This window comes from Ralstonia pickettii (assembly GCF_016466415.2).
In the GTDB taxonomy this organism is placed as follows: domain Bacteria; phylum Pseudomonadota; class Gammaproteobacteria; order Burkholderiales; family Burkholderiaceae; genus Ralstonia; species Ralstonia pickettii.
The window spans coordinates 863,970-877,587 of record NZ_CP066772.2 but is presented as its reverse complement, the minus strand read 5'-3'; the positions used below and the strand labels follow the sequence as shown (position 1 = coordinate 877,587).

The 13,618-nt window shown below is 65.1% G+C and carries 16 protein-coding genes; 5 read left to right on the top strand and 11 right to left on the bottom strand.

Annotated elements, in window-relative coordinates:
* Window position 1: 1 nt before the first annotated feature.
* The 5 genes from speD to RP6297_RS20220 all read right to left on the bottom strand — a co-directional run bounded on the left by speD (window position 2) and on the right by RP6297_RS20220 (window position 3,641).
* Entirely contained in the window at window positions 2-427 is a 426-nt protein-coding gene (gene speD / locus RP6297_RS20240) for an adenosylmethionine decarboxylase (protein ID WP_009240534.1), read from the bottom strand.
* A complete protein-coding gene (locus tag RP6297_RS20235) occupies window positions 424-609 on the bottom strand; it encodes a hypothetical protein (protein ID WP_009240533.1) in 186 nt (61 codons plus the stop codon). Before RP6297_RS20235 ends, speD begins: the two co-directional genes overlap by 4 nt.
* A complete protein-coding gene (locus tag RP6297_RS20230) occupies window positions 606-2,054 on the bottom strand; it encodes a DUF4178 domain-containing protein (protein WP_009240532.1) in 1,449 nt (482 codons plus the stop codon). Before RP6297_RS20230 ends, RP6297_RS20235 begins: the two co-directional genes overlap by 4 nt.
* A gap of 88 nt (window positions 2,055-2,142) precedes the next feature.
* On the bottom strand, window positions 2,143-3,192 hold the full coding sequence (locus tag RP6297_RS20225; RefSeq protein ID WP_009240531.1) for an SPFH domain-containing protein: 1,050 nt from the start codon (window positions 3,190-3,192) through the stop codon (window positions 2,143-2,145).
* A 50-nt stretch (window positions 3,193-3,242) separates the two neighbouring features.
* Window positions 3,243-3,641, bottom strand: a complete 399-nt coding sequence (locus tag RP6297_RS20220; protein ID WP_009240530.1) for a DUF350 domain-containing protein — start codon at window positions 3,639-3,641, stop codon at window positions 3,243-3,245.
* A 177-nt stretch (window positions 3,642-3,818) separates the two neighbouring features.
* Here RP6297_RS20220 and RP6297_RS20215 point away from each other — a divergent pair, with 177 nt between their 5' ends.
* Together RP6297_RS20215 and RP6297_RS20210 are read left to right on the top strand one after the other, a co-directional pair.
* The gene (locus RP6297_RS20215) at window positions 3,819-5,396 is read left to right on the top strand and encodes a polyamine aminopropyltransferase (protein WP_009240529.1); all 1,578 of its coding nucleotides are present in this window, start codon (window positions 3,819-3,821) and stop codon (window positions 5,394-5,396) included.
* Window positions 5,396-7,018, top strand: coding sequence for an NAD(P)-binding protein (locus RP6297_RS20210; RefSeq protein WP_009240528.1), 1,623 nt, complete (start codon window positions 5,396-5,398; stop codon window positions 7,016-7,018). The genes RP6297_RS20215 and RP6297_RS20210 overlap by 1 nt, the downstream gene beginning before the upstream one ends.
* A gap of 23 nt (window positions 7,019-7,041) precedes the next feature.
* Here RP6297_RS20210 and RP6297_RS20205 read toward each other — a convergent pair whose 3' ends face one another.
* Both RP6297_RS20205 and RP6297_RS20200 read right to left on the bottom strand, forming a co-directional pair.
* Entirely contained in the window at window positions 7,042-7,314 is a 273-nt protein-coding gene (locus tag RP6297_RS20205) for a hypothetical protein (protein ID WP_009240527.1), read from the bottom strand.
* A 420-nt stretch (window positions 7,315-7,734) separates the two neighbouring features.
* A complete protein-coding gene (locus RP6297_RS20200; RefSeq protein WP_009240526.1) occupies window positions 7,735-8,451 on the bottom strand; it encodes a dienelactone hydrolase family protein in 717 nt (238 codons plus the stop codon).
* 185 nt (window positions 8,452-8,636) lie between these two features.
* Between RP6297_RS20200 and RP6297_RS20195 the strand changes: the two genes are divergently transcribed.
* Together RP6297_RS20195 and RP6297_RS20190 are read left to right on the top strand one after the other, a co-directional pair.
* Window positions 8,637-8,999, top strand: a complete 363-nt coding sequence (locus RP6297_RS20195; protein ID WP_009240525.1) for a DUF1304 domain-containing protein — start codon at window positions 8,637-8,639, stop codon at window positions 8,997-8,999.
* 218 nt (window positions 9,000-9,217) lie between these two features.
* Entirely contained in the window at window positions 9,218-9,697 is a 480-nt protein-coding gene (locus RP6297_RS20190; RefSeq protein WP_004627634.1) for a YbhB/YbcL family Raf kinase inhibitor-like protein, read from the top strand.
* A 32-nt stretch (window positions 9,698-9,729) separates the two neighbouring features.
* On the opposite strand, the gene RP6297_RS20185 is transcribed toward RP6297_RS20190, so the two are convergent.
* From RP6297_RS20185 to RP6297_RS20170, 4 genes are all read right to left on the bottom strand, one after another.
* Window positions 9,730-10,251 carry a hypothetical protein gene (locus RP6297_RS20185; protein ID WP_009240524.1) on the bottom strand — a complete coding sequence of 174 codons (522 nt, stop codon included), beginning with the start codon at window positions 10,249-10,251 and terminating at the stop codon, window positions 9,730-9,732.
* Between the two features lie 74 nt (window positions 10,252-10,325).
* Window positions 10,326-11,111, bottom strand: coding sequence for a hypothetical protein (locus RP6297_RS20180; RefSeq protein ID WP_009240523.1), 786 nt, complete (start codon window positions 11,109-11,111; stop codon window positions 10,326-10,328).
* A gap of 123 nt (window positions 11,112-11,234) precedes the next feature.
* On the bottom strand, window positions 11,235-12,125 hold the full coding sequence (locus RP6297_RS20175; RefSeq protein ID WP_009240522.1) for an NmrA family NAD(P)-binding protein: 891 nt from the start codon (window positions 12,123-12,125) through the stop codon (window positions 11,235-11,237).
* A 95-nt stretch (window positions 12,126-12,220) separates the two neighbouring features.
* Entirely contained in the window at window positions 12,221-13,120 is a 900-nt protein-coding gene (locus tag RP6297_RS20170) for a helix-turn-helix domain-containing protein (protein ID WP_009240521.1), read from the bottom strand.
* Window positions 13,121-13,348: 228 nt separating this feature from the next.
* Here RP6297_RS20170 and RP6297_RS20165 point away from each other — a divergent pair, with 228 nt between their 5' ends.
* Entirely contained in the window at window positions 13,349-13,612 is a 264-nt protein-coding gene (locus tag RP6297_RS20165; RefSeq protein ID WP_004627644.1) for a cupin domain-containing protein, read from the top strand.
* Window positions 13,613-13,618: the final 6 nt, after the last annotated feature.

Genomic DNA, 13,618 nt, shown 5'->3' with positions numbered 1-13,618 from the left:
ATCAGTTTGACGCAGGCTCCGCGCCGCGGCGGGCGACGCGCACATCCACCCGCTGCGGCGCCAACGCCTGCTCGAACACCGCGCGCGCGGCATGCGTCGTGCCGGTACCGCACATGAAGGCATCGATGGCTGCAAAGCCGTGCTCGGGCCAGGTGTGGATGGAAAGATGCGATTCAGCGAGCAGCAGCACGCCTGTGACGCCGCCCTGCTCACCCGCGGGCAACCCTGCGCGCACAGAATCAAAGCGATGCAGATGCGCATGCAGGATGGTGGCGCCGAGCGCGCTTGCGGCATCGCGTAGCGCCTTTTCCAGTGCAGCCGCGTCGCGCAGCAGCGCTGGCGCCACGCCGTAAAGATCGAGCAGAAGGTGCTCGCCCACGGCGCCTGGCGCCTCCTCCACCGACAGCGCTGCGTCGGTGCGCGTCACTTGTGGCCCCCGCTGAAGCCGCCGCCATAACCGCTACCGCCGGAAGAGCCGCCCCAATAATACGATCCGCCCGTGCTGCTGCCGTAAGACGGCGTACGCGGCGCGGCAAAGCCGGCCTTCCAGTCCATATAGGTCGCACCAATCACCACCGCCACGGCGTAGAGAACGAACCAGTTCTTCATTCTCCACCCCCGATCTTGGCCACCAGCCACGCAGGCACCAGCAACAGCAACGCCGCAAAGAACGTGATACCGAATACCGAGCCCGGCGCCATGAAGAACGGTACGAGGTTCAGCAGGCCGAGCAGCACGCACGCGACCACCGCCACCGTCATGTAATTCGACGACGAAGCCTTGGCCGGCTCAGCCACCACCTTGCCGAACCACGCCTTGATCTGCGCGGCGCTGACCGGCGTGCTCTTGGACCACGTCAACTCATGCGCATCGCTCTCCGCTGCCAGGCTGTCCTGGCCCGCGGTGTATTCGACAACGCGCGTCTGGTCGCCCGATTGGACACGCCAATTGAAGGCGCCGGCGGCATAGGTCACGCGCGCGGTGTAATCCTCGTCGCGAGCGTAGACCTTGCCGTCGAGCACCGCGGTACGGCTGTCGCTCCGGGTGGGCCAGCGGTCGAGCACGTTCGCGCGGAACCAACCGTCGTCCGTTTCCACCATCCAGCTGAAACCGCGCTTGGGGGTGTACAGCAGATATTCAAACCATTCGCCGCCGCCGTCGACCACCGCGCGGCGCATCACGCCGATCACCTGCCATTGCAGGCCATCGATGAGCGCCTTGTCGCCCAGCTCCAGCGTGGTGGCTACCTGCGGGACCGAGCGTGCGCGCGCGATGACGTCGCCGCGCGGCGTGGCCGCATCGATGGCCGCGCCGCAGCCGGGGCACAGTACATGGCCCGTCACGCCGGGGCTGAACGGGATCGACGTACCGCACTGCGGGCAGTCGAGATTCGTGAGCTTGCCCGGGACGCGGCCTGCGGTCTCCTTGATCTCGGCGTCGGTGCGCAGAAGCTGGCACTTGAGCACGTCGAGCGTGGTCGCTTCACCCACGTAAAGCGTCGGTGCTGTACCGTCGGAGTAGTCCAGCGTGATGAAAGCGCCTTCGCGGCGGCCGTCGGCTACGCGCGCATGCCAGCCCTCGCCAACGCGAAACGGCAATTCGCCCTGACCGCCAGTGCAATCGGCTTCGCGCACGTCGGACAGCGTGAATTGCGTGCCCTCGGCGTCGTACAGTTGCCCCGGGCGCAGCGCCTCGAATGCGACCGCATTGGCCGGCGTGCCGCGTGCGAACGTCATGGTCACCTGCCCGGATGCTTCGGCCAGCCAGCCGTCGGTGCCGTCGTCGAACAGCACGTACCACTCGTTCCAGAAGCCCGCGTCATAGCGCAACTGGATGCGGCCAACCACGGTGAACGCCTTGTTCTTGTAGCGCCCGGTGGTGCCGATCTGCACGCGCGCGTAGTCCTCGAGCACGGCAGACATCTTGCCGATGTCGGAAAGCGTCTCGCCGTCGCGCAGCAACGTGCTCTTGCAGAAGCTGCACACCGCCATGACGGCAGCTGCAGACTTCAGTTCCACCGGCGCGCCACACGCCGGGCAGTTGGCATGAAACATGGTCAGGTCGTTCGATTGCGCGAAAAATGGCGCAGAAAAACGGGCGGCTTGCGGTGCCGCCCGGTCATCCGATCAGCGGGGCCGAGGGTCAGCCTCCGGTCAGCGCCTTCAGCACGGCAGCCTTGCCGGCATCAAAGTCCGCTTGCGTGATGAGGCCCTTGTCGAGCAGTTCCTTGAGCTTGGCCAGGCGTGCCGAGGGGTCGTCAGTTGCCGGAGCAGCTGGGACGGCGGCGGCAGATTGCGCTGCAGGAGCTGCCGCACCGCCAGGGTTGCCCTGCACAGCGGTACGCAGGCTGTCGGCCATCGCCTGGCCCATTGCCAGCCCTGCCGCCAAACCCGCACCCGTACCGGCGATGCCGCCTTCGTTGCGTGCCGCCAGCGGCAGCGATTCGGCCGTCTGATATTGCGTGAAGCGCTGCATGTCGCCGGTCATGTCCATGCTGATGCGGCGATCCAGTGCGGCCTGCAGTTCGTCCGGCAGCGTGACGCTGGACACCTGGAAGCTGTCGAGCGCCAGACCGTACTGCGTGAACTGCGGCAGCAGCGCCTCGCGCACCTTGTTCGACATCAGCATCTGGTTGGCGGCCAAGTCCAGGAACGGCACGCCGGATTCGCCAAACGCGGTCGCCATCGCGCCCATGATGACGGGGCCCAGCTGTGCCTCGACGTCATCCACGGTGTAGATGTCGCGCGTGCCGCTCACCTGCTGGTAGAACAGCTTCGGGTCGGCCACGTGGTAGGCGTACACGCCAAAGGCGCGCAGACGGATCATGCCGAAATCCTTGTCGCGCACCGTCACGGGCTGCGGCGTGCCCCAGCGGCGGCCGAGTTGCTGGCGCGTGCTGAAGTAGTAGACGTCGGACTTGAAGGGGGACTCGAACAGCTTGTCCCAGTTCTTCAGGTACGTGAGAACGGGCAGCGTCTGCGTGGTCAGCTTGAAGGTGCCGGCGCTGAACACGTCGGCGATCTGGCCTTCGTTGACGAACATCGCCATCTGCGAGTCGCGCACGACCAGGGTGCCGCCGTTCTGGATTTCCATGTCCTGCATTGGATAGCGCCAGGCGAGCACGCCGTCCTCGCTCTCCGTCCATTGCAGGATGTCGATGAACTGCTTTTTGATGAAACTGGACAGGCTCACAGCAAACTCCTTCGCGATGATTCGCGGGGCAGGAACAATCAGGACAAAGGTCAGGACAGGCACGCCGCGTTGATCACGCCAACGGCCAGCGCGCTCACGCCAAACAGCATACCGGCGGCGATGTTGTTGTGCTCGATCTGCAGGCGGTAATCCGGCATCAGCCGCGTGAGCACCAGGAAGACGATCAGTTGCACCACCGACGCCATCACCGCCCAGAACAGGAACGGCACCAGGCCATCGGCATGCGTGATGCTCGACGCGATGGTCAGCACGAACCCTAGCAGCGCCCCGGCCAGCGACAGCGCCGCCGCGATATTGCCTTCGCGGATCAGCTTGAACTCGTCATACGGCGTCAGGCGCAGGTAGACGAAGAAGAAACCGGAAAACACCACGGCGCCCGCCAGCAGGTGCGAGGCATAGGCGATCACGGAAGCGGTCATGTCAGGCATGGGAAGGGGCCGTGCAGTACATAGGTGGCGCCACTATAGCGGCTGATTCGCCGCTTGCGTACCCCCCGATGCAGCCATGCAGCAGCCGACTCGCAGGCTGGGAAAAAAGGCGGCACAATCGCGCTCGCCTCGGCATCCGCCGTTTGTTAACGACCGTTCATTTTCCACCTTCGCAGCATGTCGACGCCGCAGCCTGACGCCACATACGAACCCACGCAGCCTGCCGGCCGCAGCAATGCCCTGCTGGTCCTCGCCGTTTTCGTGGTGGCCTCGTGCGGGCTCGCGTACGAATTGATTGCCGGGGCATTGGCTTCGTATCTGCTGGGCGATTCCATCCTGCAGTTCTCTTCCATCATCGGCGCCTATCTGTTTGCCATGGGCATCGGCTCATGGCTCTCGCGCTACGTGGCGGACGACGCGCTGCTCGCCCGCTTTGTCGATCTGGAATTGCTGGTCGGCCTGTTTGGCGGCGTGTCGGCCGCTGCGCTGTTTGCGTTGTTTGCTCTGGAATCGGCGCCGTTCCGGCTGGTGCTGTACGCGCTGGTCACGGTGATCGGCGTGCTGGTCGGCATGGAGATCCCGCTGGTGATGCGCATGCTGCATCGGCGGCAGGCCAAGTTTTCCGATCTCGTCAGCCGCGTGCTGACGTTCGACTACCTCGGCGCGCTGGCGGTGTCGCTGCTGTTTCCGCTGGTGCTGGCGCCGCGCCTCGGGCTGGTGCGCACCGGTTTCCTGTTCGGACTGTTCAATACTGCGATTGCGGTCTGGACGCTCTGGCACTTCCGCGCCGAGCTGGCGCTCACGGCCCGCATGCGTACGGCGATGGCGTGGCGCGCAGGCGCAGTGGCAGCGGCATTGCTGGCGGGCTTTGGCGCATCGGACAAGCTTACGCATTGGTCGGAACGCGCGCTCTTTGGGGACGAGATCATCCATGCGATTTCCTCGCCGTATCAACGGCTGGTGGTGACGCGCTGGAAAGACGACCTGCGCCTGTATATCAATGGCAATCTGCAGTTTTCCTCGCGCGACGAATATCGCTATCACGAGGCGCTGGTACTGCCTGCGCTGGAATCGGTGCGCGGTGCGCGGCGCGTGCTGGTGCTGGGCGGCGGCGACGGCCTCGCGCTGCGGCAGATCCTGAAGTACCCGCAGGTGGAGCACGTCACGCTGGTCGACCTGGACCCGCGCATGACGAACCTGTTCTCGCACGCCGAGGCACTGGTCGCGCTTAACCAGCATGCGTTCAGCGACCCACGCGTGACAGTGGTCAACGCCGATGCGGCGCAATGGATGCAAACCGCCACCGACATGTTCGACGTGGCCATCGTCGATTTTCCGGACCCGTCCAACTTCAGCATCGGCAAACTGTATTCGGTGCCGTTCTACCGGCTGCTGTCGCGCCATGTGGCGGATACGGGCCTGGTTGTCATTCAAGCCACGTCGCCCTATTTCGCGCCGCGTTCGTACTGGTGCGTGGATGCGACGCTGAAGGAAGCCGGTTACCGCACGTGGCCGTACCACGCGCTGGTGCCATCCTTTGGCGAATGGGGCTTCATCCTGGCCGCACCGGGCCGCGCGGATTTCAAACCGCCTACGTCGTACCGCGTGCCGACGCGCTTCCTGGACGCCGACACCACGCACCAGATGTTCAGCTTCGCGCCCGACATGCCGCGCCCGCAGGTGGAACCGAACCGGCTGAACAACCAATCGCTGGTGCGGTATTTCGAAGAAGACTGGCACGGCGTGCTGCGCTGATGGCAACGCGACGCAGCTTTCTTGTGGGTGCAGCCGCTGCCGGTGTAGCCGCGGCGGGTGCCGCTTCGTGGGGGAGCTTTCGCGCCTTTACTGAAATCACGCCCAACGTGCGCATGCCCGGTCAGGCTGCGGGCCATCGGCTGCGCGACCTGCGCGCGCTGCCGCGACCATCGGAAACGCGGCGCGTGGGCGTTGCCATTTGCGGCAGCGGCGTCGGCGGGTTGAGCTGTGCGTGGCGGCTCGCAAAAAGCGGGCGGCACGACATTGTGGTCGTAGAAGGCCCGGAGCGCTATGGCAATGCGGCTGGCGGCGCCTTCGGTACGCAGCGCTTCCCGACCGGTGCGCATTACCTGCCGCTGCCGTCGATGGAATCGACGCATGTCCGCGAGATGCTGGCCGATTTTGGCGTGATCGAGCGCAACCCATTTGCGCTGCGCCCGACGTACGACGAACGCGTGCTCGTTCATGCGCCTGATGAACGCCTGTGGCTCGGAAATCGCTGGCAAGACGGCTTCGTGCCGCACGAGGGCATTTCCGAGGCGGAACGTGCCGAGCACACACGGTTCTTCGCTCAAATCGACCGGCTGCGCCAGACCACCGGCGCCGACGGCCGCCGCGTCTTTGCCGTGCCGACGGCGCTCTCGTCCGCAGACCCAGCGTGGCGCGCGCTCGATGCACTCACCTTCCGCGACTGGCTGCACCGCGAGGGCTACCGCGCCGCCACGCTGCACTGGTATGCCGACTACTGTTGCCGCGACGATTACGGCGCCACGGCGGATCATGTTTCCGCCTGGGCCGGCATCGCCTATTTCGCCAGCCGCGGCGGCATGGCAAGCAATGCGGAACAAGGCACCGTGCTCACCTGGGCCGAAGGGCTGGACTGGATGGCCAAGCGGCTGTTCGAAGCCGCCGGATTGGACGAACCGGGCCGTTTGCTGCCGGGCAGCGCCGCGCGCATCGGCACGACAAACGAGGCCGGCGCACGTGTCTTTGCCGATGTGCTGCAAGCGGATGGCCGCGTCGTGCGCCTGCTAGCCGATCACGTGGTCAGCGCGATGCCGCTGCACGTGGCCAAACACATCGTCGACGGCTTTGACGTGCCCGCCGCCGAGTTGCCCGAAACCGCACCGTGGCTGCTCGCCAACCTGCTCATCGACGGTTTTCCGCCCGAACACGACGACACGCCGCTGGCGTGGGACAACGTGGTCTATCGCGGCACGGGCCTGGGTTATGTGGTCGCCAATCACCAGGACATTCGCGTCGGGCCGCCCGCGCAGAGCGTGTTCACGGCCTACGTGGCGCTGTCGGACATGACAACCAAGGCGGCGCGTGAATGGCTGCTGAAGGCATCGCCGCAAGCACTGCTCGATCGCGCGCTGGCCGATCTCGATACGGTGTACGGCATCCGGCTGCGCACACAGATCCGCCGGGCCGACCTGACGCTGCGCGGCCATGCGATGGCGATTCCCACACCGGGCTTTCTCTCCAGACCCGGCATTGCGCGCCTGCGTGAAAGCGCCGGGCCGATCCACTACGCGCATGCAGACCTGTCCGGCTATTCCGTCTTTGAAGAAGCGGCGTGGTGGGGCGATCGGGCGGCGCGGCGCATTCTGGGCAACTGATTGCCCGCGCCGCCGCAGGGCATCTAACGCAACCGTTCGACCTCGGCCATCAGTTCCCACGTGGCTGGGTCGATATCGCTGCGCTCGAGTGCCAGTGACAGGTATGCGCCGATCATGTCGACAAACCCGCGCGCAAAGGCGGGCGGATATGCGGTGCCCGTGTACAGCATCAGTTGCTGCCGCAACAGGCGCGGCCGATGCTGTCCGAACTCGCGCACATAGGCCTGCGTTCGGCAGAGGAAGGCGCGCGCTTCCAGCGCACCGTCAAGGTAGACACGGCGTTTGGTGAGTGTCATTGGCGGCCTCCGGTTCGCAACGGAACGGGGCGCAGCCAAGGTGGCGAAGGAAAAGACGCGGGGCGACGCCCGCCGAACACAACAGTCATGGAGCCTCCTACGGATAGCAAAAGGCCCGACTAATCGCTGCTAAACGAGGGTGGCGGGCCCGACGACAGGGTTAGCAGACCGGCCCGTAGGACGCCGGCGACCCGAAGGTCCCCTGCCCGGCCCGCCGTGGTACAAGCGTGCGCGAGCACGGACGTAAAAAAGCCGCACGAGGCGGCCGTCCGGCCATACGGTAAGAATAGGCTGCTAAACCCAGCTGCCGTTGGTGCGGCAGCGCCGTGAATTATAGCGGCGGCACCGGCGCAGCCCACATGCGAAATTGCAGCATTTCGTGAGCGCGCCGTACCGCCAATCCCGCCGTCCTGCGTGCGCTTACCCCTGACGCGACCACAGCGTGCGGCCGAAGAACGTCAGCGCGCGGTCCCACGCATGTTCGGCCCACACCGGGTCGTATTGCGTGATGGCGATGCGGTTCTCGCCCACGGCCGTTTCATTGGCGAAGGCGTGATGCGCGAGATAGCGGTGGAAGTCGACATCGACGCCGGCATCGACGAGCTTCTTCTCCAGCGCATCGACGCCCTCGATCTTGAAGGCGGTGTCCTGCGTGCCCCAGTGGCCCTGCACCGGCACCTTGATCTTCGAGGCGTCGATGTATTCCAGCGGAGGGTAGCCGTACCAGACCACGCCGGCATCCGCTTCCGGCACGTTGCTCAGCGTCAGGAGCGTCAGCGCGCCGCCCATGCAGTAACCCGTCACGCCCACGCGGGCGCAGGTCTGCTTGAGGTATTGCACGGCGCCGCGCACATCCTGCGTGGCCGCGTCGCCAAAGTTGAGGTTGGTCATCAGGTGGTGCGCTTCCTCTTCTTCCACCGTCATGGTGCCGCGATAGAGATCGGGCACCAGCGCCACGTAGCCCGCGCGCGCGAGGCGATCGGCCACGCCGCGAATCTGGTCATTCAGGCCCCACCACTCCTGGATGACGACAATGCCCGGGGCGCCCTCTGCCTTGGCCGGCTTGGCCAGATAGCCCTGGAGTTCCTGCCCATCCGGGCGTTTGAACGTAATCATGGATCCTTGCGATGCGGTCATGCGATGGCTCCTCTGCCTGGAACGAAAACGCACAGCATAGTCCTGCCAGATGAAATTTGCAGGCGGCGCGTCGGCGGGGAACGGGCTGCGTGCGCCTTAGCCCTGCCGATACCCCTCCATCAGGGAGCCGATACGCGGCACAAAGTCTCTATCATGGCGGCACGTTCATACCCTGATTGCCTCCCATGATCAAAACCCTCGGCCTCATCGCCTACCTGCTGGTGCTGCTGATCCACGTCTACATCGTCGTACTCGAGATGGTGCTGTGGAAGACGCGCGGCCCCAAGGTATTCCGCATCACGCCGGAAAAAGCCGCCGAAACCGCCGCCATGGCGTCCAACCAGGGGCTGTACAACGGCTTTCTGGTAGCCGCACTGGTCATTGGGCTGATCGCACCAGACCCCGCCATCAACGCCGCGTTTGCGCTGTTCAGTCTGATCTGCGTGGCGGTGGCCGGCATCTGGGGCGCCGTCACGGTCAACAAACGAATTTTCTTTGTGCAGACGGTGCCGGCCGCGACTGCGTTGGCGCTGGGGTGGTTCGCCTGAAGGCAATGGGTGCCGCGGCGGCGGCAATCCTTGTCTGCCCCGGCGCCGCGCACTAGCTTGAAAGGAGTCAGGAGCGCGTTCGACTGGATGCGCTCTCGCCGACCGGGACCTCGCACATGCCGCCTGCATACCGCCGAATGATCCGAATGCTGGGCAGGGCGTCACTGCTGGCAACCGTGCTGTGTGGTTCCTCCATCTCCGCTCAAGTGAGGCACGCCATGACGCTCGCCTTGACCTCTCCGGCCTTTGCCGCTGGCGGCGAAATCCCCAGCCGCCTGACATGTGAAGGCGCGGACACATCGCCGCCGCTCGCGTGGACCGGCGCTCCGGCAGGCACACGCAGCCTGGCGCTGATCGTCGATGACCCCGACGCGCCCGACCCCGCGGCCCCCAAGATGACGTGGGTCCACTGGGTGCTCTACAACATCCCGCCCGGCACCACTTCGCTGGCAGAAGATGCATCACGCAAGGGACTGCCTCCGGGTGCTCGCCCCGGCAACAACGACTGGCAGCGCACCGCTTACGGCGGCCCCTGCCCGCCCATTGGGCGTCATCGCTACTATCACAAGCTTTACGCGCTGAACGTGGAACTACCGGAGCTTGGCGCACCCACCAAGGCCGAACTGGAGCGCGCCATGCGTGGCCACGTGCTGGCTGAAGCCGAGCTCGTCGGTACCTACCAGAAACACAAACCCTAAGCCGGTACGTCAGGAAGTCAGGCGACCTAGTGTCAAGGCTTGGCAACCGCGCCCTTGCGGAACACCGCATACGGCACGCCCCGCTCCGGGTGTGCCGTCGTCTCGTTGATGAAGCGCTCGACATCGGGCACATCGCGCAACGCGGTCATGAATGGCGTCAATGCATAGCCCGGCGCCAAGCAGCCCTGCACCAACACCCAGCGCTGCCATATCGTCAGCCACAGCGTGGTGTTCTGCTTCCACCCCGGCACGTGAATGGACATCCATTGCAGACGCCGCTTGGCCGTCTCGGCAATTTCGTCGTCGTAAGAGAACGCGTTGGGCAGGCGGCACCGGCCTTCGACCCAGCAATGGTTGCCGTGCTCGATGCGGTGGTGTGAGTCGCGCTTCCATTCGGCTTCGGTGATGCGCGGGCCGGCAGGCTCAGGGCAGTTGGCGACGCCGGAGGAAATCTGGAAGAACGGATCGTGACCGCGGTTTTGCAGGTCGTCTTCCGCGTGCGCCGCACACGCCAGCAACAGCATCGCCAGAGCAAGGCGCAAATCGATCGTCATGGCGGCCTCCTTGGCGGACCGGGCGCAATCGGCTGCTGGCAAGCATAGGCGTTGCGCGGCTCAGCGGCCAGGGATCAGCTCAGCGGAATCTCGAAAATCCACTTCAGCGTCCAGCGGTCTGAGGCGCGTGTCAGGCCGCGGCCGATGCCAAAGTTGAAGACGAACGGCTTGCGGTCCACGTCGAACGCCAGGAACACCGTGTGCTGTTGTTCATGCAAAGGCGCGATGTGGTTGATGGGGCCAAGCCCGGCGTAATACTCCGTGCCGGCGCGCACCCCTGTCGCAACCGTCCGTGCAATCTTGAAACTGGGCGCGGCCTCCGGCACGCCGCTGCGCCCGTCCCCCGAGAGATTCCAATCGAGCACCGGGTTGACTGCCCAAAGCCAGCGGTCGTTCTGATACCCATAGATGGGTCGCAGTTCTGCCGCGTTCTGGGATGCCTCAAAGCGGCCTGCCACGTGGGCAAGTTCGACATTGATGCCTGCAAAGTTCCCTACGCCATCAACCGGGCGCACGGGCATCCATTTCACCCGCACCTTCGGGCCTGTCACGTAGAACGTGTTCTCGCGCGTGAGCGTGGTCGGCACATAGAGCCCCAGCTCCAGCGAGGGCGTCAGGCCATACGAGAACTCCGCCGTGGCACGCCAGCCGTGCGGTGTCGTGACTTCGCCTGGATAGCTTGGCGTGCCGATGCCGCTGGGCGTGGTGTTGACGTGCAGCTCCAGCCCAAACTCGCCCGGCGCGTTGATGTCACCGGTATAGACCTGGATCTCATCGGGCAGCACCGCATGCGCCGGCAGCGCCAGTGCCGAAAACACAACCGCCGTTCCAATCGCGCGTGCAACGTGTGCAACCGCCATGATGACCTCCAGAGCAATCCCGAGATCATAGTGAGGCGATGGCGTCGTGTGCGAATAACCGGCGGGCGCAGATAGAAATCCGCATAAGAGGCATTCGCATTTGCGCCCGTCGGTTTCGCCCCATTACCTCGATTTCACATGCGCCGCCAGCATCGCGGCAAACACATCGTGCAGCTCGGTCTTGCCAAAACGCTGCTCTGAAATGCCTTTCTCGACATCGATCTGTCCAGCATTGACCGCGTCGTACAGCTCGGTGATGAGCTGCACGTGGTTCGTGCTCAGACCGGCGCGTTGCAGCATCGGCGCCCACGCGGTGCGCGGCACGGCTTCGGCAACAATCTCGCGGCCGACGACGGCGCTGAATGCGCGTGCCACGTCGACAAGGCTCACGCGGCGCGGCCCTTCCACGCTGATGACGCGCGGCGTTTTGGCCGATGGCCCTTCCAGCAGCAGTTCGGCGGCCAGCTTGCCGACGTCCTGCGTCGCGACGGTCGCAAAAGCGCGATCGAGCGGCTGGTGCAGGCTGGGCAGCCGCCCGGTTGCCAGCATGACGGGCAGCATCGCCGCCCAGTTCTGCGCGTGCTCCGCTGAACGCAGCAGTGTCAGCTGCGTCGCAAGCGGCTTGAGCCGCTCTTCGAGCAGATGAAACAGCCGCGTCAGACCGGTACCCCGCTCCAGCTCAGCGCCGTAATCCGACAGGGCCAGCACCGCGGGCGGCGGGTCGGCACGCAGCGCATGGGCGGCCACGTCGATCATGCGTTCCATGGTCGAGGCCGGATCGATGTCGCCCACCGGCACTGGACACAACATCTGCACAGCCGTCGCGCCCTTGATGGCGGAAGCAACGGAGGCCGGATCGGTCAGATCGGCGATTGCAATCTCGCAGCCGATCTTGGCCAGCGCTTCGCCTTGCCGCGCACTGCGCACGACCGCCCGCACAGGCCGCCCCGCATTGCGCAGCGCTACGGCGGTCGCGTGTCCGACTTTGCCCGATGCCCCAAAGATGACAAACATGTTCGTGCTCCTCTCAAGTGGGAGGCACGAGCTTAGAGCGGGCCCGCAAACCAAACTTGCAGGAACAGAGGAATTTGGCAGATCCGGTGGATTGACTAACCAGCCGGCGTATCCGCGGTCGCGGCCAATGCCTTGCCGGCGCGGATGACGTCACGGGGCGTGACGCCGAGCAACCGCTGCATCCACTGCGTCATATGGCTCTGGTGCGCAAAGCCCACGTCTAGCGCAATCTGCGACGCACTGCGACGGCCTTCCAACAGCAACGCTTTTGCGCGCGCCACCCGGCGCTGCACGACGTAGCGATGCGCCGGCACGCCCAGCGTTGCACGAAACAGCACATTGAAATGGGGCACGCTTAAGCCGGCCTGCGCGGCCAGTTCAGCCAGCGTCAGGCGCGCATGCAGATGGGCTTCGATGTAGTCGATCACGCGCGTAGCCACGCGAGGCGCCAACGTGCCGGCGCGGTCGGCCACCCCGGCGGCACCATCCCGACTGCTGCTGAGCAGACGAACGACCAACGCCGTGCACAGACCCTCTGCATATAACGCGTCGGAGGTGTCCTCCGCTTGCAGCTCAGCCCCCAACGCTGCGGCAAGATGACGCACGCGTGCATCGCGCCATTGCAGACGCGGCGTGATGTCGGCTCGCACGCCAATCTGTTCGGCGATGCTGCGTACAAACCTGTCGCTGATGGCGATCCGCAGAATCCGGCAGTCGGCATCGTCCGTCCACATGCCGGGCACGCCTGCGGGAATCACGTCCGCATCGCCGTGTGCCTGGATGCGTGAATAGCGGCGGCCATCGCATACGCAATTCATCCGCACAGGCGGGCCGACATGCACGTTGACCCGGTGCTGCGCCATGGCCGGCACCCGGTACGCGCCGGCGCGGATCCCGAGCAGCGTTGCGGCAAAGTCGTTCCAACCAAGCCCGTCGCTGGAGCGCAGGCTGACTGGAGCGGGTTCAAGCAAGGCGAGAGGCGTGATGGCGTTCATGGCAGGTCCGGGAACTCGGTGGCGCCTCGACATTCTGCGCCACACGGCGCCCTATCGCCGCCATAACAAAGATCAATTAGATTTCCAATATCGATAGTCAGATACTTGCCAATGTTGTATTTGGCTTCCCCACAGCCGAATTTCCGACGGCCTCCGGGCCGTCTTTTTATTTCTGCGCCCTGCGCTTATGGTGAAACGGGGCACGCATCACAACACGGAGACACGCCAATGGACCGCGACGCATTCGTCAGCGCACTAAGAGCGGAAGGCTTTACGGAGTTTGTTCTGGTGACGCGAGAGCCGGGCGAGCTGGACACGCACACGCACCCGTTTGAGGCGAAAGCGCTCATCCTGGCCGGCGAAATTCACATCCGCGCAGAAGGCGCGGAGCGCGTCTACCGGCCCGGCGACACGTTTCATCTGGCGGCCAATGCACCGCACACCGAGCGGTACGGCGCGCAGGGTGTGCAGTATCTGGTGGCGCGGCGCTAGGCCGGC